Raw genomic sequence first — 23014 nt, forward strand, 5'->3', positions numbered from 1 at the left:
CTTTTAATTATTTTTTAGACCATTCAATAGTAGATGCTTTACTTTAGGTGCATTATCTAAGAGGCTGTATCTGAAATCATTCATCACCCAAGACGTAATTGTCTCATCGATTGTTCCAAATACCATTTGTCTTGCAACTCTCACATCCATTGTTGGATTAAATTCGCCATTCATCATGCCTTCTACCAATATATTATCAAGAAGATTCAAATATTCTTTTAAAATTGCATTAATCTTTAACCTAAGCTCCTTATTTGATTGGCGCAATTCTAATTGGGTGACTGTCGCAAGGTGTTTATTATTGGCCAACACACTAAAATGGTTGTCTATCATTTTTGATAGTTTGTCAGAGGCGTTAGCACCAGTTTGAATGATTTCTTCTAAATTTTCAATAAAAACTCTCATTTTTTCTTTAAACAAGGAAATTAAAATATCCTCTTTATTTTTAAAATACAGGTAAATGGTCCCGTCTGCAACACCTGCTTGTTTAGCAATTTTTGAAATTTGTGTTTGATGATAGCCATTTTCGGCAATCGCAATAACTGCTGCTTCAATTATTTGCATGTATTTCGGTTTATCTCGATTCATGATGTTCACCACCAAAAAAATAAGAAAATATGAATGATTATTCATTCATATTTTCATATTATAATTTCATGAACTTTCTGTCAATAACTAATGCTATTTCGCTTGAAGCTCCTTAGCTTTCTGTTTTTCCTCATCAATTAATGTTCTTCTTAAAATTTTTCCTACTGCTGTTTTCGGTAGTGAATCTCTAAATTCATAAATGCGAGGTACTTTGTAAGCAGCTAAATTATTGCGGCAATATTTATTTAATTCATCTTCCGTCACTGTTTTACCCTCTTTTAATACAATGAAAGCTTTCACCGTTTCTCCCCGATATGGATCTGGAACTCCAACTACAACACATTCTTGAACCGCTTCATGTTCGTACAATACTTCCTCTACTTCTCGCGGATAAATATTAAATCCGCCAGCGATAATGACATCTTTTTTACGATCTACAACATAGAAATATCCTTCTTCATCCATATATCCTAAATCTCCAGTTAAGAACCATCCATCTGCAAACACTTTTGCAGTTTCCTCAGGGCGTTTCCAATATCCCTTCATCACTTGAGGTCCACGAATCGCGATTTCTCCTACTTCTCCAGGTGGTAAAATTTCATTTTCTCCTGGTTTCATAATCACCGCTTCTGTATCAGGCCAAGGAACTCCAATCGAGCCAACTACTCGTTTTCCCCAAATAAAGTTTGCATGGGTTACTGGTGAAGTTTCCGTTAAGCCGTAGCCTTCTACAAGTTTCCCACCAGTGATTTCTTCAAATTTTTCTTGTACTTCCACAGGTAGTGGAGCAGAACCACTTATACATGCATTGATGGAAGACAAATCATATTTAGATAAATCCGGATGGTTTAATAGACCAATATACATTGTTGGTGCACCAGGGAATAAAGTAGGTTTTTGTTTATCAATGGTTTTTAACACTTGTTCCACTTCAAATTTAGGAAGCAATACCATTTTGTTTGATTTCATGACGGATAAAATCAGCACTGTAGTCATGCCGTATACATGGAAGAAAGGAAGCAATCCTAATATAATTTCTTTTCCTTCCTCACATTTATATAACCATGCATCACACATCATTGTATTGGCAATTAAATTTTTGTGAGTCAACATTACCCCTTTAGGAACGCCAGTCGTACCACCAGTATATTGAAGAAGGGCTAAATCTTCTTCAAAATTAAAAGGCACATCAATTGGTTTCGGTTTTTCAACCTTCATGATTTCCGTGAATAAATGTGTGGAACCACGATGTTCTACTTTGACACTAAAGCCATATTGTTTCTTCTGAATAAAAGGATATACGAGATTTTTCGGAAATGGAAGATAATCTTTAATACCCGTGATGATAACGTTTTCAATTTGTGTTCGATGAATGACTTTCATGATTCTTGGGTATAAAATATCCAATGCCAAAATTACTTTTGCTTCAGAGTCCTGCATTTGATACTCTAATTCCCTCTCTGTGTAAAGCGGATTTGTTTGAACGACAATTCCTCCTGCATATAAAATACCGTAATAAGCTATAACTGCCTGTGGACAGTTTGGTAACATGATTGCTACCCGATCTCCTTTTTCAACCCCTAAAAAACGAAGATAGTTGGCAAATTTTAATGCTGATTCATACAGCTCTTGATAATCCAATTCCCTTCCCATAAAATGTATTGCACATTTTTTTGGATTTTTTTCGTATGCTCTTGTCAAAAATGTTTGGACGGGAATTTCTTCATACTCCAGCGTATGCGGTATCTCAGCAGGATAATGTTTAAGCCAAATTTTACTAGACATCAACACATCCCCCTTGCGCAAATGTTCAAATTTTCTTGCAATTGTTACATTTATTATAATTGAAAAGAAATGGTCTTTCAAACTATTTTTTTAGAATTATAATTTTTTTCTACTTTAATTCTTAATTTTTCTTATTCATTCAATAATTTTAATACTATTTTCTATGACGAAAAATGTCGAATAATAGGGTTATTTACTATTTTGATATAACTATTAATAACTTTGTAACAAATCGAGTAGGAGGGAGCGATTAACTCCCGTCCTCTCACACCACCGTACGTACGGTTCCGTATACGGCGGTTCAATTAAGATGATTGACGCAAGTCTTTATAACTTCCGTGAATAGCTGTTCTCTTTATGCCAGTGGTCACTCCACCCTCCAAGAGGTCTCCCACGGGATTCACCGCTTCCTTCCTCAAGTGAGGTACTACGTTTTCTGTGTTCATCATGACTCACTGAATGCCAAGGGCTATTCTCTCTTAATTGTTCGGTCCTTCTTAGTAGTTCTAAACCAACTAATACTATGACCTCTGCTGACTTCTGACGGTTCAGCTACTTATCACTAAGTAGGTTATGAAGCGTACTTCACATATCCGCCAGACCTCCCCGGGTAAGAATGTAATCTTTCCTTCCATCTATCTGCTTCATTTACTCTGTACCACCTTTGGCAGAAAGGACTTTGTTTTGTTTAGCAAACTCATCCAATGATACCTAGCCTTATATGAAGTTCGTGTTCCTCAGACCGGAAGTTTGCCGCTCGCTTCCTTCAGATTCCGCGTCACCACGGACACCCTTGCGTTAAGCTAACTGTTACTTCTGCCTTCACAGTTCGGGACTTACACCCTATAGATTACACCCATGCCAGGCGCACTAAAAAAACTAGTAGAAACGCATGTTAACGTTTCTACTAGTATTAAAATTTTAATAATAACCATTATAGTGAAAGTAAATAATAAAATCCTATAATAAAAAATAAGACAGCTACAACGATAAGCACTTTTGCTAATTTGTCCATTGGAACCTCCTAAATGATGCTGGCACCGATGACGAAGGAAAGTCCAAGTGAAATGGTGAATGAAATCAATCCAACTGAACGATTATCCGCTGCAATCTCCTGATCGACATTGAAATGGGGGGTTAAAAATTCATATAAAAAATATGCGATGATAAGCAAAATAAACCCGTACAACCCCCAACCAATCATTTCAAAAAAAGTATTATGCCTTTCAATGGAATAGCGGAATATATTGCAAACACCTAGTATTTTTCCTCCAGTAGCAAGGGCGACGGCAACATTTCCTTTTTTAATTTCTTCCCAATTTTTATATTTTGTCACCATTTCAAATAAGACCATTGAAACTATTAAACATAATACAACAACACTAAAATAGCCTGCTGTTTCTATTAAAGGATGTTGCCAAAAAGTTGTACCCACATTCACCATCCCCTTTATTTTAATTCAACGACAGTTACTCCTAAGCCACCTTCACCAGCTTCACCATATCGGAAAGAACGAACTCGTTTATGTTTTTTCAAATATTCTTGAATTCCTTGGCGTAAAGCCCCTGTACCTTTTCCATGAATAATTGTTACACGGCTATAGTTGGCAAGTAGGGCATCATCAAGATATTTTTCTGTTTTCATGATGGCATCTTCTAACCGTTCTCCTCGCAAGTCTAATTCTAATTTAACATGACTATTGCGATTTTTCACCGTTGTCAATGTAATTCTTTGTTTTTCTTTTTCTGGCTTCACATATTCTAAGTCTGACTCATCCATTTTCATTTTTAATATACCGATTTGCACAACCCACTCATTATCGGAAACTTTTTCAATTAGCGTTCCTTTTTGACCGTAGCTTAATACTTTTACTTCATCACCAGGTTGTAAGTTTTGTGCTCGTTCACGAATTTTCGCTTGTTTTTTCAAAATTGGATTTTCTGCTGGTAATGCGTCTTCTAAACGCTTTTTCGCTTCGATGATTTCATGGTCTTTAATAACTTGATTAGCATTTTGCTGCATTTCACGTAATTCTTTAATGATATGTTCTGCTTCTTTTTTCGCATCCTCAATAATTTTCCGCGCTTCTTCCTTCGCTTTTTGTTCAAGGCTTTCTTTCTTTTCGTTAAATGCACTCAATTTTTCTTCTAACTGCGCATGCAATTGTTGTGCTTCTTCTAAAATTTCATGCGCTTCCTCTACTTCCTGTTCAGCGCGGCGTCTGCTTTCTTCTAATGAAGCAATCATCGACTCTACTTCTCGACGGTCAGTACCTGTATAAGATTTCGCTTGATTAATGATGGAATCTTTTAAGCCGAGACGCTTCGAAATTTCAAATGCATTGGATCGTCCCGGAACGCCTATTAATAATCGATAAGTAGGACTAAGGGTTTCAATATCAAATTCAACACTTGCATTGATAACTCCTTTTCGGTTATACGCATATGCTTTTAATTCAGGATAATGGGTTGTAGCCATAACGCGCGCCCCTTTATCCACAACTTCATCTAAAATTGATATCGCAAGTGCCGCCCCCTCTTGCGGATCGGTACCTGCCCCAAGTTCATCAAACAAAATTAACGAGTTTTCATCAAAGTGTTTTAATATATCGACAATGTTCACCATATGGGATGAGAAAGTGGATAGCGATTGTTCGATGGATTGCTCATCACCAATATCCGCAAATACTTGACTGAAAACGGAAAGCTCTGAGCCATCTAATGCAGGTATTGGTATTCCCGCTTGTGCCATTAAGGTGCACAATCCAACCGTTTTTAATGTGACGGTTTTCCCCCCTGTGTTTGGCCCAGTAATCACAATTGCTGTATATTCTCGACCAAATTCAATTGTATTCGGCACCGCTACATCCATTGGGATTAGGGGATGTCTTGCTTGTATTAGACGAATATATCCTTCATTGTTCACGCTTGGCTTTGAGCATTTTTGTGCCACACCGTATTTCGCCTTCGCTAATATGACATCGATATCCGCTAGTATTTTAACTAGTTCAAATAAATCGTTCGCTACTTCTTGGACTTTTTCCGTAAGGGCAAGTAAAATCTTCTCTATTTCAGCCTTTTCACGAACCTTTAAACGTTGAATTTCATTATTGATTTGCACAACTGATTCCGGCTCAATAAATAAAGTTTGCCCTGAAGAAGATTGATCATGAACAATCCCGCCGTAGTAGCTTCGATATTCCTGTTTTACCGGGATAACATAACGGTCATTTCGAATTGTTACGATAGTATCCGAAAGCATTTTTGCTGCGTTAGGGCCTCTCGTTAAACTATCAAGTTTTTGTCTCACTTTCGCTTCTTCTGAGCGCAGTTGTTGTCTTATTGACCGTAATTCCACGCTAGCGGAATCCAACACCGTTCCATTTTCATCAATGCAATGATCAATTTCATGCTGTACCGCTGTTAAAATCGGCATATTATTTTTTCTTTCAATAAAATGTGGTATTTGAATTTCTTCATCATTTTCGATATCTTCAATAAAATTTCTTAAAATTCGACTTGCTCTAATAGTACTTGAAATTTCCATCAATTCCATTGCACTTAGCATACCGCCTATTTGTGCCCGCTTTGTATGTGGACGAATATCAAAAATACCTCCCATTGGCACATGTCCTTTTACCCGTAGGATGGCTAGTCCCTCATCCATTTCTTCTAAAAGTTCAACAACCTTTTCAAAGTTTGGCTCTGGCACAAGCTGCTCTATTTGTTGCTTCCCTAAGGAAGATGTACAAAAGTCTGACACTTGCTCACGCACTTTATCGAATTCAAGGGTTTTTAATGCTCGTTCAGCAATCACTCTGAACACTCCTGTCTGTACATATGTTTACTTATTTTTCCGAATAAAATTTTTGAACTGTTCAACGCTCCATGTATTGACAACTAGTTCTTTTTTCAACCACGCTTTTTGCGCATATTTTGTACCGATTTCCATATAATCAAGTTGTTCAATCGCATGGGCATCTGTATTGATTGCAATAGGAACACCAAGTTCCATCGCTAGTTTCAAATGTTCTATACATAGATCTAATCGGTATGGGCTAGCATTCAATTCCAAAATTTTCCCATACTCTTTCGCCCAATGAATTAATTGTTCAACGTTAGGATTATATCCTTCACGTTCACCAATAATTCGACCAGTTGGATGTGCAATCATATGAACGTAGGGATGTTGAATCGCCGCAAATAATCGTTCCATAATTTTTTCTTGAGGTTGAGAAAAACTTGAATGAATGGAGGCGATCACAAAATCCAAATTTTTTAATACGTCATCATCATAATCGAGGGAACCATCAGGCAAAATATCCATTTCTGTTCCCGAAAATAAAGTAAAATCAGGGTGAGCTTCATTAAAAGCTTCAATTTCTTCACGCTGTTTTTTTAACCTTTCCGGTGTTAAACCATTTGCTACTTTCAAATATTGAGAATGGTCTGTTATCACTCCAAAATGATAGCCTTTTGAAATAAGCGCTTCTCCCATTTCTGCTACGGAATGAGCACCGTCAGAATAAGTGGTGTGCATGTGTAAATCAGCCTTAATATCTTCTATTGTAACCAATTCTTTAATTTCATTTAAACGATCCAATTCTTGTCCCGTTTCGCGAACAGTGGGCGGAATGTAAGGAAGTCCAAAATGAGCGAAAAACTCTTTTTCCGAATGGAATGTAAGGATTTGTCCATCTGGTTGTTCCACACCATATTCGCTAATTTTCTTCCCTTGTTCTTTTGCTAATTGACGCATGCGAACATTATGATCTTTTGAACCGGTAAAGTGATGAAGTGTTGTGATAAATTCTTCATTTGCCACTAATCGAAAATCAACGTTGACAAGCTCGTCCAAATCCAATACGACAGACACTTTTGTGTCTCCACTGCTAACGATTTCTTTTATTGTTAATTCAAATAAAAGCTGTTCCCTAACTTTTTCAGGACTTTTTGTGGCAATGACAAAATCCAAATCTTTGCTCGTTTCATTCACCCGACGGAAACTCCCGGCAACAGAATATCGTTCAATTTCTTCAATGGATGCAAGTAGTTGATTTATTTCTCTCACAACCGATTCAAGATACCAAATAGGAAGTCTTCCTGTTCGTTCTCCAAATTGTTCAAGTTCCTTCAAAATTTTCTCTTCCGTTTTCGGTCCAAACCCAGGCAACGATCGTACCTTTTTGGATTCACAAGCTTCCTTCAACGCTTCACGACTACTCACTCCAAGTTCCTGGTATAGCTTTGCAAGTTTTTTACCGCCAAGGCCAGGTATTTTTAATAGAGGGATTAAGCCTTTCGGTATTTGTTTTTCTAATTCGATTAATTGTTGGGACTCTCCCGTTTGAATCAGCTCTTCAATGACTGCTCCCGTGCCTTTTCCAATCCCTTTAATTTTCGTAAAATCATCAATTTCTTCAAGACTTCGTTCATCCAACTCTAATGCATTCGCCGCTTTTCGAAAGGCGGATACTTTAAACGGATTTTCTCCTTTAAGCTCCAAATACAACGCAATTTTTTCCAATGTACGAATGACAATTTTTTTATTCAACTGTCCCACCCTTTTTCTATTTTAAACCGCAAAAAAGTATCTCCGCTGTGTTGATGGAAGATACTTTTGACAATCATTTCGTTGTTTATTAATTTTCCAAATAAATATACCATAGTTTTTGGAATAATTGAGTTACGATTGGGGTATGTTCAAGCATGAAATTGGCAATAAACGAACTTCCCATGAGTTTTTGAATAGCATCAATTGGTAATAATGCGAAAACATATAATAAAATAAAAAGTATAAAATAAAATTCCACGAAGCATAGTAATGCCCCTAAAATGCGATTAAAAGATTTTAATACTGGTAAAAATGTTAAAAAATCAAATACCGAAGCAACAATTTGCATGGCAAGTTTAACAACAAAGAAGATTACCGCAAAAGCAATAATACGATAAAATGTTTTATCTACATCCAATGCATCCAACACTAATGTAAGAGAAGAGTCCGGCTGCAACCCCGGATATGGAATCCATAACACAAATTTTTCTGCTAGCGGTTTATAGTAAATGTAAGCCACGATTAACGCAACAAGAAAACCAACAAGATTAATTGCTTGCATGATAAAACCGCGCTTCATTCCTATTAATAAACTAGCAGCAAAAACAAAAAGCAATATGATATCTAACATGCAGTTCAACCCTTCAGTTTTTTCAATTCTTCTTCTAATCTCTCAACTTCTTCTTTGAGCTTTAAAAACTCATGAACACTGTTCACTGCGGTTAACACAGCTAGTTGAGTCGTATCGAGAGATTGATTATGTAATTTAATTTCCCTCATTTTATCATCTACGATAGAAGCGACTAATCGTAAATGACCAATGGATTCATTACCTACTAATTTATAAGTATGGCCATATATTTCGACTTCTATTTTATTTTTCTCTTGCTCAGCCAAGTGGGCACCTCCTAGAAGCTCGATATTTTTTCATAGGAGCTGTTAATTACATATATTTATGTTTTATTAGAATCAATAAGTTTATCATATCATCTTTATTCGTTGTCATACAACCTAGAGTTAAAAGGGATATTGTAGAATTTCATTCTCAATCTCCTTTTGGTAAAATCAATTTAAATCTTTCTTGGGAGAAAGGGGCGTATCATGAACAATATCGTCTTAAAATTATTACCACAACAACTCAATGAAATAGAAACGTATTACTTAAAACATAAGGTAGAACGTAATGCACCTGGTGTCGTATTTGCAGCAAAACTCCCCGATGTAGCCATCACCGTATACAGTTCTGGAAAAGTAATGTTTCAGGGTTTAGGAGCTCAACGGGAAGCTAGCCGATTTAACGAATTCGCTCTAACTGATGAAAACAATCAACAAAACATAAACTCAATAGGAGATACACTTCCGGAAAACTTTTCAAAATTGTCTGTTATTGGATCTGATGAAACAGGAACTGGAGACTATTTCGGTCCAATTACAGTCGCTGCTGTCTACGTACCAAATGACAAAATTGAACTAGTAACAGAACTGGGAGTAAAAGATTCTAAACAACTAAACGATCAAGCAATCCGAGAAATTGCACCTCATTTAATTGCAACTTGTGTTCATAGCCTTTTAACATTACGCAATGACAAGTATAACGATTTGCAAAGCCGCGGCTTAACTCAAGGAAAAATGAAAGCCATGCTGCACAATCAAGCTTTAAAACATGTGCTCCATAAAATTTCACCGGAAAAACCGGATTATATATTAATTGATCAATTTGCAGAAAGAGACACGTACTATCAATATATTCAAAATGAAAAAGAAATCATTCGCGAAAACGTTCTTTTTTCGACAAAAGCTGAACAGCAACATATCGCTGTTGCAGCCGCCTCCATCATAGCGCGTTATGCTTTTTTAATCGAAATGGATCGCCTATCTGACATTGTTGGGTTTCCCCTTCAAAAAGGCGCTAGTCATTTGGTCGATGAAATGGCAGCAAAAATTTTGTTGCAGCAAGGTGAAAATGTTCTCCGTTCTATCGCAAAATGGCATTTTGCGAACACTAAAAAAGCCAAAAGGATTTATGAAAACTTCGCAAGTAGATGACTAACATTCAAAATGGTCGATTGTGGAATCGACCATTTTATATTGCTATTCATTCCAATCATCTAAGTACAAATTGGTAAGAAATAGGGTGATATTAACCATTTAAAATCTTTAAAATTTTATCCATTACAATTAAGTTATTGACAACAACTACATGCAGTTTTTTCCTCGCTCTGCTAATGTTTTGATAAAGCATTTTCGTCGGTTGATAATACGGCTTCTTGAAATTCATTTTGGCTGCTAATTTATGATTCGGTTTATAGTAAAAGGAATCATCAATTACTGCTACAACATAATCGAATTCTTGCCCGATTACGTCAGCGGTTGTCACTGCTAATGGATTGCTTTGATTGTTGGAGCGATCAATAAACCTTGAAGGCGTGAAATCAATCACTTTCCAACCAGCTTGCTGTAAAAAATACAGGTAACTCTTTGTCGCTTGAATGGATGAGAAATATTGAATGCTCACATTAGAATATTGTTGTACAGGCACTTCCGTCGATAGATCAAACAACTTCTTAATAAATGAATGGATTTCTTTATTATATCGAACAACTTCTGTTAACTCATACTTCACAGGTTTCAATGTCGTCTCGATGATTTTTGGTACTTTATTTCTCATTTCAACAGTCGTTAATACTTGATTAGGGTCGTACGAGAATATACATTTCGTTTTTGATTTTTCTAAGAGATGAATGAAGCTCTGTAATTTATGAATATATAAACGCTGTACTTCATCGAAAATAATTAAGTCATATTTTGATAAATCCGTTTCTTTATGTATGACCTTTTGAAACTTACTAATTGGCACAATTGGCCATTTGTATTCTTCAATTAGCTTCAAATGTCCTCCATTTAATCGTCCGCAGTTAAAAATGATGACATTTTTCGATTGTCGAATATACTCTTTCGCAATGTCATAAGTGAGTAAGGATTTTCCTGTACCAGGGCCACCTTCAATCGCAAATATTTTTGATTGATTCGTCGGCTTGGCATGAATGATTTCTCGTTTATATGTACTTTGTTGGGCACTTAAAAAATATTTATCTTCCATAAATGCTTCTGTTGAATTGAATGGGGATACTAAGTAATTCGACGGATCAAACAAATCATCTAAATTTTCTATGACTTGTATTTGTTGTTGTATTAATTTATCAATTAAAAAGTGAAAATCAACTTCTTCAATTTGATTGTTTTCGTTTAACTTATATAATCTATTGATTGATGAAACATAGGTAAAATTGTATACATCCACATCTAGAAATTTTAAATAATGACGGTTTTGTACAAGCTGTTTCGTTATCTTTTCTACATTTCCTTCCCGCTTCAATTCAATATTGATGACACAGTCTTTCCCAATTCTTAATAAATCAAATTCCTTTCCGATTTGCTTAATCATATAGCCGACGTAATAACCATTGTAAATATGTATAACTTTAGATTTCTTTCTCAACTCTTCAACGAAAGCATGTAAATCATAAAATTCACTCGTTCGGATTCTTGGGTTGATTCCGAACTGCTCCAGATATTGTATAAAATTCGTTTCATATAAATCTTCTTTTGCATTCAGCAAAGAAAATAAATTGATCGGCTTCACCATAATATCCCCTTTATGAAAAAGCTACTTTAAAGTGAATTATATAAAATTACTACTTTGAAAGCAAAATATGGTATTGATGATAAAAAGCCCGACTAATAAGTTTGCACATTCTAGTAAGGCTCTAGTATTATATTTCTCTGCGACGGTCATATGAAACGCACCTCTATCTGCGATGAAGTGTGAGCGGCAAACGTAAAGAAAAGCGCCTAAAAATGACTTTTTAGGCGCCTCTTTTATCATTATTTTTGAATAAACATTTGTGTCCAGTAATGGCCATCCTTCACGTAACCAACACCGATGTGAGTGAAGTTTTTGTTTAAGATGTTTGCACGATGGCCAGATGAGTTCATCCAAGCTTTCACCACTTGTTCTGGTGTGCTTTGACCCATCGCAATATTTTCACCCGCAGATTTATATTGGATTCCGTAGTTTTTCATCATGGTAAAAGGTGAACCATACGTTGGACTTGTATGATCAAAATATTTTTTATCGTGCATATCTTGAGATTTATGTTTTGCAACTCTAGCAAGTTCCCAATCAGATTTTAATGCTGGTAGACCTGCTTTTGCACGCTCAACATTCACAAGTCGTACTACTTCTTCTTCGTAAGCCAACCCTTCTTTTTCAGGGATATTAATTTTTTGACCAGGGTATATTAAATTAGGGTTTTTTAACTGTGGATTCGCATTAATTAATTCTTGTACACCTGTTTGTGTTTTTACAGCAATTTTCCAAAGCGAATCTCCTGAAACAACCGTATACGTTCCTGCAGCTAAAGCCGTTGCCGGTACTAATAATCCAATTGATAGTACAAGTGCTCCTGCACCTCTTTTTAATTTTTTGTACATTTCCTTCAATCCTTCCTTCTTGATGTAAATTCATCATAAAAGGAATGATTGATGAATTCATCACAAAATTTTTGGAAGGATTTTTACAGTTTTGTTACGTTGAAATATTAATCTACCAACCCTTTGATAGAATAAGTTTCTTCTTTTTTATCTCGTAAAATTATTGAAATATTTTTGAAATAGGAATAAATTACTAGATATTTTTATATTAGAAACAACCAATCTCTTTATGAATTGGTAATTATTTGATTATAAATAGGAGGCTATTTTATTTCGAGTCTAAATGATACTCCATAAAAGCATCGATCCAGTACGTTTCTATTTGTTTATTTTGCTCATTGATGAATGAGTAATCTTCAACTTCTATTTCATATTGTACAAATCTACTTTTCGTTAAATCTTTTAAATAGTAGTACGTTGTAATATGTGCTGACTTTGGTAAATTTTCTATTAACTCAATCAATTGCCCTTTATTAATTGACAATGTTCCTTCCTCCTAAACTTCACATATTAATCTATCCACACTTTAAAATATATTGTTACTCACTATAAGTTATTCATTAATAATATGAAATTATTTTATTAAAAATAATTATGGATATATATTAGTTAAGTTAATACAGTTTGTGAGATTGCCAGCTTAACTCGTGAAACTGGTGTGGTTAATACACAATCTTGTACATTTAGCATTCACACACGTGCACCTAAAACTCCGCTTGTGAGGAATTTATGACAAACTTTGAGATGCATAACATCGTTGAAAATGCTCATATTAAAAACGAAAGGAGAGTTCTACAATGGATCATCGAATGGATTTAGAAAACAATAGACGCCATTTTGATTTTGTACGCGGCAAACAATCTGTGGGAAGTAATGGAGCAAGTCTCGAAGAATTTGGAATGGAAGAAGAATTTCATATTCCAAAAAAGAAAGAAAATCCATCAATCCGTGAACGACATGATCAATTTTTGGATAACGAATAACAAATGAAACAAACAACCTCCTGCATTCAATAATATGACTATAAATAAAGACAATACGGTATACCTCAAAATAAAAAATTATCATCCAAATCGGATGATAATTTTTTATTTTCAACCACTCAATCATCATTTAATAATCTTACTAATAGCTTTAAATTCATCTCCACGAGCAATTTGTTGCATTTCGAACAATGCCATTTCAACACTCGTTATTTTTGCTCCACATTGTTTCATTTTTTCTAAACCTATTTGTGTATTTAAAGCTGTACGAGAAGAAACGCAATCCGCTAACACTTCGACTTCATAACCATTTTGGAGCAAGTGAGCTGTCGTTTGGTACACACAAATATGCGTCTCAATACCGGCAATTAACACTTTTTTACGACCTGTTGCTTCAAGTGCAGCGACAAATTCCGGTGTATCATATGCGCTGAACGTAATCTTTTCAATTGGTTTCTCATCTGCTAAATGCTGTGAAATTTCTTCTACAGTTGGCCCTAAACCTTTCGGATACTGCTCAAGCCATAAAATAGGCAAACCTAACACTTTAGCACCTTGTACCATATTGGCGATATTTTGAATCACAAATTCACTGTTGTCCACGATGCGTGCAAGTTTTCCTTGAATATCAATCAATACAAGTACAGTATCTTGTTTCGTCAACAAACTCCTCATCCCCCTTCAATCTTCCTTTTATTTAATTCTACAAAATATTGGTATTTCCTTGTATATAAATTTTCTTTCAATAAGAACATGTTTTTAAGATAGGTTATAATACTAGTAGCCTTAAAATAATGCAAAAGAAATGGATGATGTATGTGATTCGTTTAAGCTGGCTTATAAGTATCGCCATTTCCTTTTTCGGTTTTGTACTCGTTAGTCAATTGTATGAGGTGCAACCGAAAGGAGCAACTGGTAATTTAGGATTCATTGGCATCATTTTCTTATTCCCTTTTATTATATTGAGTTTAATTACCACTTTTCGCTATTTCTTAACTGTAACAAGCTCTGCAAAAAGAATAGAAAAATTTATAGGCATTGCCGGTGGAATATTGCTTCTTGGATTATTTGTGTATTTTTCATCTGTGCAATCAATAGAAGGAGACTTCTCTGAATTTAACAATTCGAAAAATCTAGTCTTTTTTAATATCTATACATTCGGATTAATCCATACAATTAGTGGTATACTTGGAGCTTTTTATGGTGTTATGAAACCAAAACCAATTGAAAATATAGAAGAATCCAATGTAGAATAATATTTTTCATTTTAATGGTTCATTTTTTAACAGTTTAAGCATTTTCTTTTTATACGCTTCCACTCCAGGTTGGTCGAAAGGATTTACTTCCAGTAACTTCGCACTCATGGCACATGCTTTCATAAAGAAGTAGATTAAATAGCCTAGATGATAGGCATCAAGCTTTTGCATTTCTAGTTGAATAACTGGCACTCCACCTTCTGCATGGGCGAGGGCTGTGCCTTGTTTTGAAGTTGCATTGATTTCGTTAAAGGAGCGGCCTGCTAAATAATTTAATCCATCTTCATTTCGACTATCATATGGTACGTCATAATCCCCGTCGATTTCATGGAAATGGAGAAGCGTTTCAAACAAAATGGGGCTTCCTTCTTGAATAAATTGTCCGATTGCATGCAAATCAGTGGAGAACGTAACACATGTAGGAAATAGACCTTTTCTTTCTTTGCCTTCACTTTCACCAAATAACTGCATCCACCATTCGTGAAACTTCTTTAATGAAGGTTCAAAGGATGCTAGCATTTCCACACTGTACCCTTCGTTATATAAGATATTTCTTATAACTGCGTATTGGTATGCATGATTACGCATTAAATCTACCGCTTTTAATTCCAAAGCTGCATTTTTTGCACCATCCATGAAAGATCGAATATCTATTCCAGATACAGCGAGTGGCAATAGCCCCACTGGCGTTAATACTGAATACCTGCCCCCTATATTCGAAGGGATAGCGAACTGTTTATACCCTTCCTTTTCTGCTATATTTTTCAAAATTCCTCTTTCAGGGTCTGTTGTTACTATAATCCGATTAACTGCATTTTCACCATAGCGTTTTTCCATATACTGTCTTAGCACGCGGAATGCTAAAGCTGTCTCCATCGTGCTTCCAGATTTTGAAATGACGTTGATATAAATTTCTTTATCATCTAAATAATGAATTAATTGCTCTAAATAAGCCCCGCTCATATGATGACCAACGTATATAACCTCAATGCCCTCTTTGAGAACACCAAAATAAGGAGATAATGCTTCTTGAACGGCACGGGCTCCTAAAAATGAACCACCAATACCAATTACAACAAACACATCCGCATTTATGCATATTTCACTTTTCAAATCCTCAATTTCATTAAATAACGCCTTATGGTCCATTAATGGATAATTAATCCAACCAGTCATATCCTTTGAATTTTCTAATTCAAAGTGAATTTGTTTAACTCGATCTTTATATGCTTCCATATCTTGATAATCGAATAAACAATTCAATAATGTTGTTTGAACAGAATGAGTTGTCAATGGAATTGCCTCATTTCTTATTTTTTTACTTTAAATATTCTTATAGAATCTTGAAATTTTTTCATCGTGATTTACAAAACTCTATTATCAATTAAACATAATCACTACTTATAATTTATTATTTCATTTAGCATTTCATTAATGGGAACGTGTTTGTATTGATAATTGTTGCGCTTTATCGATAATGAAACGTTTTACTTCTTCTCGCAAATCTTCACGCTGCAACGCAAAATCAATTGTCGTTTCAATGAATCCCATTTGATTGCCGACATCATATCGTTTTCCTTCAAAGCGATATGCAAACACACGTTGAATCGTATTCAATTCCTCAATAGCATCCGTTAATTGAATTTCTCCGCCTTTCCCCATTTTCTTTTGTTCTAAGTAGCGGAAAATTTCGGGCGTTAAAATGTAACGTCCTATAATCGCAAAGTTGGAAGGTGCTTCTTCTTTTGTTGGTTTTTCTACAAACATTTTCACTTGCATTAACGGTGAATCGGTGGAAATTGGATCAATCACACCATAACGATGGATTTCGCTATCAGGTACTTCCATAACGCCAATTACGCTAGAAAAAGTTTTTTCATATTGATTGATTAATTGTTTTAAACAAGGAACATCACTTTGAACGATGTCATCTCCGAGCAACACAGCAAAAGGTTCATTACCAATAAACTTACGGGCACACCAAATGGCATGTCCAAGGCCTAGAGGTTGTTTTTGGCGGATATAATGAATATCAATATCCGATGATACACGTACTTTTTCTAACAAATCGTACTTCTTTTTTTCAATTAAATTTGCCTCCAGTTCAAAGGCGTGATCAAAATGGTCTTCAATCGCCCGTTTTCCTTTTCCGGTAACGATGATAATATCTTCAATTCCCGAAGCAATCGCTTCTTCAACAATATATTGAATGGTTGGTTTATCTACAATCGGTAACATTTCTTTCGGCATGGCTTTCGTTACAGGTAAAAATCGTGTTCCTAAACCTGCAGCTGGGATGATGGCTTTTCTAATTTTTTTCAAGCAATTTCACTCCTCATCCATTGGTTTACATCAAGAAAATTATACAATATTTTCCCATTCCACTCATACTAAACACAAAGAGCAATGATGAGATAAAAATAGGCTGGAATCTAAATCCAGCCTTACTTTAAATATATAAATTTTAAAACCTTTAACGAATTATAGCACCAGCTTCTTTTAATGCTTTCAATACTTTTTCATGTGCATTTGTTACTTCTTCATCTGTTAATGTTCTTTCAGGATCAAAGTATGTTAATGTGAAGGCTACTGATTTTTTATTGGCATCGATATTTTCTCCTTCATATACATCAAATACTTTTACAGCTTTTAATAATTTCGTACCTGATGTACGAATGATAGATTCAAGTTCTCCAGCAGGTACAGAGCGATCTACTTCAATGGCAATATCTCGTGTAACAAGTGGGAAGCGTGGAACCGGTTCGTATTCTACTCCTTTTGCATCAGTGCGCAACAGAGCATGTAAATTTAATTCAGCTATATACGTATCTTTTAAATCCCACTCTTTTCGTTCTGATGGATGAAGACCACCAATTACTCCAATACGTTCTCCATCAAGTAATATATTTGCTGTTTGGCCAGGATGTAATCCGTCCATTGCTGCTTTCTCAAAAGTAACTCGTTCAGTTAATCCTAGTTTTTCAAGCAATCCCTCTACAATGCCTTTTGCTGCGAAGAAATCTACATTGCGTTTATCCCCTAACCAAGCATCGTCTACCCATTTGCCAGTAATGACAAAGGCAACATGCTCTTCTTCAAATGGTAAACCTTCCTCCGTCTTCCCGAGGAATACAGACCCAATCTCATACAAACTAGCAGAATCCGCTTGACGCGCCAAGTTATAACTTGCAGCTTGCAATAAGTGAGGGATTAAACTTTGACGTAAAGTTGAACGGTCTTCGCTCATCGGCATTAACAATTTCGTTGTTTCTTCTTTTTTCAGTGCAAATTTTTGAGACAATTCAGCAGAAGTTAATGAGTAGGTGATTGCTTGATACAATCCAGCTCCTTCTAAGAAATTGCGCACAATGCGGCGCTTTTCTTGATACGGAGTTAAGCCACCAATATGCATTTTACCTTCTGGCAATGTCATTGGAATTTCATCGTAACCATAAAGTCTTGCGATTTCTTCAATGATGTCTTCCTCTATTTTAATGTCTTGTCGACGAGTTGGCACATTAATGATTAATAAACCTCGTGCTGCTTCCACCTCAAATTTTAAGCGTTGTAAGATGGAAATCATATCTTCAAGGGAGATTTTCATTCCTAATTTTGCATTAATTTCATCTGGTGAAATTACAATTCGCGCTGGTGTTTTATCAAGCTCATCAACTAATACGGTACCTTCTAATACTTCTCCACCAGCTAATTCACTAAGAAGTTGTGCAGCTCGTTCTTGAGCTTCTAAAACTCGATTTGGATCGACACCTTTTTCAAAACGAACTGATGAATCGGAACGCAATCCTAAATCTTTTGAAGTTTGACGAACTGAATGACCAACAAAATAAGCTGATTCAAGTACAACCGTTGTTGTGTTTTCTGTTACTTCCGAATTGGCACCACCCATTACCCCTGCGACAGCAACAGGTACTTTTCCATTTGTAATGACTAAATGATGACTCTGTAACGTGCGCTCTTGATCGTCTAAAGTAACAATTTTTTCGCCTTCATTCGCTAATCGAACAACGATTTCACCTGTGCCTAGTGAATCGTAATCAAAGGCATGAAGCGGTTGACCATATTCTAACAATACATAGTTCGTAATATCGACTACGTTATTGTGTGGACGAATGCCCGCCGCCATTAAATAATGCTGTAACCATAATGGCGATTCTGCCACTTTTACATTTTTAATGACTTTTGCAGCGTATAATGGATTTTCTTTAGTAGCTTCTACTTTAACTTTAATGTAATCTTCCGCTTTTTCGTTTGAAGTTTCATATTGAATTTCTGGTAATTTGACATCTTGCGATAAAATTGCTCCCACTTCATAGGCTACACCTAACATTGAAAGTGCATCGGAACGGTTAGGAGTTAAATCAAGCTCCAATACAGAATCTCGTAAACCGATTAATTCTAAAGCATCGCTGCCAGGAACTGCATCTTCCGGTAATACGTATATTCCTTCCGAATATGCTTTTGGTACAACGCGCCCTTCAATTCCAAGTTCTTGCAAAGAACAAATCATTCCATTCGATTCTTGGCCGCGCATTTTCGCTTTTTTAATTTTGATTCCACCCGGAAGTTTTGCACCAGGTAATGCAACGATTACTTTTTGGCCGGCTTCCACATTCGGTGCACCACAAATAATTTGTCTTACATCCGTACCTACATCTACTTGGCAAATGCTTAATTTATCTGCATCTGGATGCTTCTCCTTTGATACGACATGACCAACAACGATATTCGTCATTCCTTGAGATCGATCGATGACGGAATCGACTTCAATTCCAGCACGAGTAATTTTTTCTGCTAAATCTTCAGGTGACAGCCCTTGTGTATCTACATATTCTTGCAACCAATTTAATGAAACTAACATATTAATACCTCCTTACCCTTCTGTACGTCGGAATTGTGATAAGAATCGAATGTCATCGATATAGAAGTTTCGAATATCTTCCACACCATATTTCAACATCGCAATACGTTCTACACCGATACCAAAGGCAAAACCAGAGAATTTCTTCGGATCATATCCACCCATTTTCAGTACGTTAGGATGCACCATGCCGGCACCTAGTATTTCAATCCATCCTGTATGTTTACATACGTTACAGCCATTTCCTCCACAACGGAAACAAGAAATATCCATTTCAACAGATGGTTCTGTGAACGGGAAGAAACTTGGGCGCAGACGAATTTCTCGATCTTCACCAAACATTTTTTTCGCGAGTTTATCTAACGTACCTTTTAGGTCGCTCATACGAATGTTTTCTCCTACCACAAGCCCTTCAATTTGCATAAATTGGTGTGAGTGAGTAGCATCGTCTGTGTCACGACGATACACTTTTCCCGGGCAAATAATACGGAACGGTTTGCCTTTTTTCGCAAGCATTGTTCTAGCTTGCACCGGCGATGTATGCGTACGTAATAACGTTTCTTCCGTAATGTAGAAAGTATCTTGCATGTCCCGAGCAGGATGCCCTTTTGGCAAATTCAATGCTTCAAAGTTATAGTAATCCATTTCCACTTCTGGACCTTCTGCAATTTCATATCCCATGGAGATGAATAAATCTTCCAATTCTTCAACAACACGCGTTAAAGGATGTCTGTTGCCAAGGCGCACTTTACGTCCAGGAAGTGTTACATCGACGGATTCCTTTTCTAGTTGTTCTTGAATTTGTTGTTCTTCTAATACTTTGACACGTTGCTCCAACGCTTCAGTTACTTTTTCACGAACTGTATTAGCTAGAGCCCCCATTTTAGGACGCTCTTCAGGAGAAAGTTTCCCCATTCCTTTTAATACTTCCGTAATGGACCCTTTTTTCCCTAAATATTGAACACGAACATCATTCAGTTCTTTTAAGTTCGTGCATGCAGCAATTTTCTCAATGGCTTCTTGCTCAATTTGTTTTAGTTGCTGTTCCATCATGTAACCTCCTTAAATGAAAAATATTTTTCGTTTGAATAATTACCAGTTTTTGTTATAAAATTAACAATTTTTGTTACACACTCACATGTTACAAATCAAATAAAAAACCTCGCCCCAAATCAAGGGACGAGGAACATTCGCGGTACCACCCTAGTTATTGCAAAATGCAATCACTTCATTGACATAACGGCATTCGCCGGCAATCCTTTACAGAACTTTACTCTGGTCCTGGATGCTGCTCGCGGGGTGAACTTCAATATTCACTGCATACATAAGCTTCCAGTCATGGCTTATGCTCCCTGAAATGCAGTCATTGAATATTTACTCTTCCCGCTCCAACGCATTTCCACTTTATTCACATATGATTGGAAAAATCTTAGACTATTCTACGATAAATTGGATTATGTTTCAAGTATCTACCTTGTATAATTATCCAATCCGTTTAATGAAAAACTCTTACTTTTACTTCAATCGAGAAGCAAAAGTAAGAGTTTGTTAATCGATGAAATGATATAATAAAATCCCTGTAGCAACCGCCACATTCAACGATTCTGCTTGTCCTAAAATCGGAATCATCACGTTTTGAGTCGTTTGCTCGAGCAATTCCTTTTGAACACCGCTACCTTCATTTCCTACAATTAAGGCGAAACTTCCTGACTTATGTAATTCTCTATAATCAACTGCATTTTCAAGAGCAGTTCCATACAAAGGAATGTTTCTTTCTTTTAATTTTTCAACCCAAGCCATTAAATTTCCGCGAATTACCGGAATATGGAAGTGAGATCCTTGCGCCGAACGCAATGTCTTTGGATTATATATATCTGCACAGCCTTTTCCTAAAACAACCGCATCGATTCCAGCAGCATCCGCTGTACGAATCATCGTTCCGATATTTCCTGGGTCTTGCACTGCATCAATAAGCAATAATTTTTTCCATGATGCCTGTTCAGTTTCCGAAATCATTGCTTGTTTGCAATGTGCAAATATACCTTGTGAAGTTTCTGTTTCTGCAATGTCCTTCGCAATGGAATTCGTTACTTCCACTATCTTTACATCATTCAATGACCATTCACGGGGAATTTCAACCCCTTCGCGTACAATGACTTGAATGACTTGCTCCTTATTTTTTAGCGCTTCCTCTACTAAATGAAATCCTTCGACAATAAATTCTCCTGTTTTTTCTCGCTCTTTCCTATTGGTAACTAGCTTTTTCCAATGTTTCACATAAGCGTTTTGAGCCGATTCTATGCGTTTCATTATTGATAAACCGCCTTTATTTATTTTTTTACATCTTGATCTAAATTTACTAATGCTTTACTAAGTCGATAAATATGTTCTTCTGTTGTATCCATTCCAAAAGAGATTCGGAAAAATGTACGTGCTTCCGATAAGCTATGCCCCATCGCAAGTATCGCCTTTGTTCCTGATGCACTGTTAATATCGCAAGCACTTCCGGTTGAAATGCAAATTCCTTCTTCATTTAATCGCAACATCACGTATTGCCCTTCCGCCCCCTTCATACATAAGCCACATATGCTTGGGAGTTGATGAGCTTCGTCTGCTTCAATAAAATAGCAGTTTGTATCTTTTATTGATTCTTTTAATTGGTTTCGCAAACTCCAAAATTTATTGAGGTCATACTGGTAATGCTCTACGCTTTTGGCAAAAGCAAAAACCGCTGGGGTATCGACCGTACCGCCTCTTAAGCCCCTTTCATGAGTCACACCTGGAAAAAGTGGCAATATTCTTCTGCGCGGATTTAAATATACCGCACCACAGCCTTTTGGTCCACCAATTTTATGGGCGGATACTGTGATGCCATCAACAAATTTTGAAAATTCCGTTACATCTAATTTGCAGAAGGACTGAACACAATCTACATGATATGAAATATTGTATTTTTGTGCAACTTCGGCAATTTCTTTCACCGGTTGAATAGAACCAATTTCTGAGTTGACATGTTGGATTGTAATGAGAACTGTATCTGGGCGAATCGATTGTTCTAACAAGCTTACATCAACTATACCTTGTTTTGTTAACGGTAGTTTTGTAATTTCATAACCTTCTTTTTCTAGAGTATTTATAGCTGCATGTACACTCGTGTGTTCTGCGCTTGACGTGATGATATGTTTCCCTTTTCCTGCACGGGCTAAAGATATTATTGCAAGGATATTCCCTTCTGTACCACTTCCAGTAAATATGATGCCGTCCCGATTAACGCCTAATTTTTTTGCCACAACCTCTCTTGCGTTTTCTAACAAAAAGGCTGCTTGTCCACCTGCATCATGCAAACTGGATGTATTACCATATACGCTTTTTGCAGCAAGACTGTAAGCCTCAATACTTACATCCATCATCGGGGTTGTCGCAGCATAATCTAGATAAATCATTGATATTCCCCATTTCTACAAAAATTATGGACT

The 23014-nt window shown here is 36.2% G+C and carries 21 protein-coding genes and 1 other annotated feature; of the genes, 3 read left to right on the forward strand and 18 right to left on the reverse strand.

Features of this window, described 5'->3' with window-relative positions; genetic code table 11:
* Nucleotides 1-3 precede the first annotated feature (3 nt).
* The 8 genes from NST98_RS05855 to zapA form a co-directional block, all read right to left on the reverse strand.
* Nucleotides 4-588: a TetR/AcrR family transcriptional regulator gene (locus tag NST98_RS05855; protein WP_016837191.1), complete on the reverse strand. Its 585-nt coding sequence runs from the start codon at nucleotides 586-588 to the stop codon at nucleotides 4-6.
* A gap of 93 nt (nucleotides 589-681) precedes the next feature.
* A complete protein-coding gene (locus tag NST98_RS05860; protein WP_016837190.1) occupies nucleotides 682-2373 on the reverse strand; it encodes a long-chain-fatty-acid--CoA ligase in 1692 nt (563 codons plus the stop codon).
* Between the two features lie 305 nt (nucleotides 2374-2678).
* Nucleotides 2679-2822, reverse strand: coding sequence for a hypothetical protein (locus tag NST98_RS05865; RefSeq protein WP_172597779.1), 144 nt, complete (start codon nucleotides 2820-2822; stop codon nucleotides 2679-2681).
* A 575-nt stretch (nucleotides 2823-3397) separates the two neighbouring features.
* Nucleotides 3398-3817 (reverse strand): DUF350 domain-containing protein, encoded by a 420-nt coding sequence (locus NST98_RS05870; protein ID WP_026018975.1) that lies wholly within the window; start codon nucleotides 3815-3817, stop codon nucleotides 3398-3400.
* A gap of 5 nt (nucleotides 3818-3822) precedes the next feature.
* Nucleotides 3823-6189, reverse strand: a complete 2367-nt coding sequence (locus NST98_RS05875; protein ID WP_016837188.1) for an endonuclease MutS2 — start codon at nucleotides 6187-6189, stop codon at nucleotides 3823-3825.
* 27 nt (nucleotides 6190-6216) lie between these two features.
* Entirely contained in the window at nucleotides 6217-7926 is a 1710-nt protein-coding gene (gene polX / locus NST98_RS05880) for a DNA polymerase/3'-5' exonuclease PolX (RefSeq protein WP_016837187.1), read from the reverse strand.
* 88 nt (nucleotides 7927-8014) lie between these two features.
* Nucleotides 8015-8557 (reverse strand): CvpA family protein, encoded by a 543-nt coding sequence (locus NST98_RS05885; RefSeq protein ID WP_016837186.1) that lies wholly within the window; start codon nucleotides 8555-8557, stop codon nucleotides 8015-8017.
* A 5-nt stretch (nucleotides 8558-8562) separates the two neighbouring features.
* On the reverse strand, nucleotides 8563-8823 hold the full coding sequence (zapA, locus tag NST98_RS05890; protein ID WP_016837185.1) for a cell division protein ZapA: 261 nt from the start codon (nucleotides 8821-8823) through the stop codon (nucleotides 8563-8565).
* 204 nt (nucleotides 8824-9027) lie between these two features.
* On the opposite strand from zapA, the gene rnhC reads away from it, so the two are divergent.
* On the forward strand, nucleotides 9028-9972 hold the full coding sequence (gene rnhC, locus NST98_RS05895; protein WP_016837184.1) for a ribonuclease HIII: 945 nt from the start codon (nucleotides 9028-9030) through the stop codon (nucleotides 9970-9972).
* 94 nt (nucleotides 9973-10066) lie between these two features.
* Here the strand turns inward: rnhC and NST98_RS05900 are convergent, their stop codons facing one another.
* From NST98_RS05900 to NST98_RS05910, 3 genes are all read right to left on the reverse strand, one after another.
* Nucleotides 10067-11572: an ATP-binding protein gene (locus tag NST98_RS05900; protein ID WP_340714683.1), complete on the reverse strand. Its 1506-nt coding sequence runs from the start codon at nucleotides 11570-11572 to the stop codon at nucleotides 10067-10069.
* 239 nt (nucleotides 11573-11811) lie between these two features.
* Complete coding sequence (gene safA, locus NST98_RS05905) at nucleotides 11812-12420, reverse strand: SafA/ExsA family spore coat assembly protein (protein ID WP_096551448.1); 609 nt, start codon at nucleotides 12418-12420, stop codon at nucleotides 11812-11814.
* Nucleotides 12421-12688: 268 nt separating this feature from the next.
* Complete coding sequence (locus tag NST98_RS05910) at nucleotides 12689-12904, reverse strand: hypothetical protein (RefSeq protein WP_016837181.1); 216 nt, start codon at nucleotides 12902-12904, stop codon at nucleotides 12689-12691.
* 313 nt (nucleotides 12905-13217) lie between these two features.
* Here NST98_RS05910 and NST98_RS05915 point away from each other — a divergent pair, with 313 nt between their 5' ends.
* Nucleotides 13218-13403, forward strand: a complete 186-nt coding sequence (locus NST98_RS05915; RefSeq protein ID WP_016837180.1) for a hypothetical protein — start codon at nucleotides 13218-13220, stop codon at nucleotides 13401-13403.
* A 126-nt stretch (nucleotides 13404-13529) separates the two neighbouring features.
* Here the strand turns inward: NST98_RS05915 and NST98_RS05920 are convergent, their stop codons facing one another.
* Nucleotides 13530-14069, reverse strand: a complete 540-nt coding sequence (locus NST98_RS05920) for a hydrolase (RefSeq protein ID WP_016837179.1) — start codon at nucleotides 14067-14069, stop codon at nucleotides 13530-13532.
* 143 nt (nucleotides 14070-14212) lie between these two features.
* Here NST98_RS05920 and NST98_RS05925 point away from each other — a divergent pair, with 143 nt between their 5' ends.
* Nucleotides 14213-14659 (forward strand): hypothetical protein, encoded by a 447-nt coding sequence (locus NST98_RS05925; protein WP_340714684.1) that lies wholly within the window; start codon nucleotides 14213-14215, stop codon nucleotides 14657-14659.
* A gap of 6 nt (nucleotides 14660-14665) precedes the next feature.
* On the opposite strand, the gene NST98_RS05930 is transcribed toward NST98_RS05925, so the two are convergent.
* From NST98_RS05930 to NST98_RS05955, 6 genes are all read right to left on the reverse strand, one after another.
* Complete coding sequence (locus NST98_RS05930) at nucleotides 14666-15952, reverse strand: glucose-6-phosphate isomerase (RefSeq protein WP_016837177.1); 1287 nt, start codon at nucleotides 15950-15952, stop codon at nucleotides 14666-14668.
* A 138-nt stretch (nucleotides 15953-16090) separates the two neighbouring features.
* Nucleotides 16091-16981 carry a UTP--glucose-1-phosphate uridylyltransferase GalU gene (galU, locus tag NST98_RS05935; RefSeq protein ID WP_016837176.1) on the reverse strand — a complete coding sequence of 297 codons (891 nt, stop codon included), beginning with the start codon at nucleotides 16979-16981 and terminating at the stop codon, nucleotides 16091-16093.
* 151 nt (nucleotides 16982-17132) lie between these two features.
* Nucleotides 17133-19538, reverse strand: a complete 2406-nt coding sequence (pheT, locus tag NST98_RS05940) for a phenylalanine--tRNA ligase subunit beta (protein ID WP_340714685.1) — start codon at nucleotides 19536-19538, stop codon at nucleotides 17133-17135.
* A 12-nt stretch (nucleotides 19539-19550) separates the two neighbouring features.
* Nucleotides 19551-20588: a phenylalanine--tRNA ligase subunit alpha gene (pheS, locus tag NST98_RS05945; protein ID WP_168412064.1), complete on the reverse strand. Its 1038-nt coding sequence runs from the start codon at nucleotides 20586-20588 to the stop codon at nucleotides 19551-19553.
* Nucleotides 20589-20710: 122 nt separating this feature from the next.
* Nucleotides 20711-20939, reverse strand: a binding site (T-box leader).
* A gap of 147 nt (nucleotides 20940-21086) precedes the next feature.
* Nucleotides 21087-21848 carry a TrmH family RNA methyltransferase gene (locus tag NST98_RS05950; RefSeq protein WP_340714686.1) on the reverse strand — a complete coding sequence of 254 codons (762 nt, stop codon included), beginning with the start codon at nucleotides 21846-21848 and terminating at the stop codon, nucleotides 21087-21089.
* A 20-nt stretch (nucleotides 21849-21868) separates the two neighbouring features.
* The gene (locus NST98_RS05955; RefSeq protein WP_340714687.1) at nucleotides 21869-22981 is read right to left on the reverse strand and encodes a cysteine desulfurase family protein; all 1113 of its coding nucleotides are present in this window, start codon (nucleotides 22979-22981) and stop codon (nucleotides 21869-21871) included.
* Between the last annotated feature and the right edge of the window lie 33 nt (nucleotides 22982-23014).

It is taken from the genome of Ureibacillus sp. FSL W8-0352, assembly GCF_038004345.1.
Lineage (GTDB): Bacteria > Bacillota > Bacilli > Bacillales_A > Planococcaceae > Ureibacillus > Ureibacillus thermosphaericus.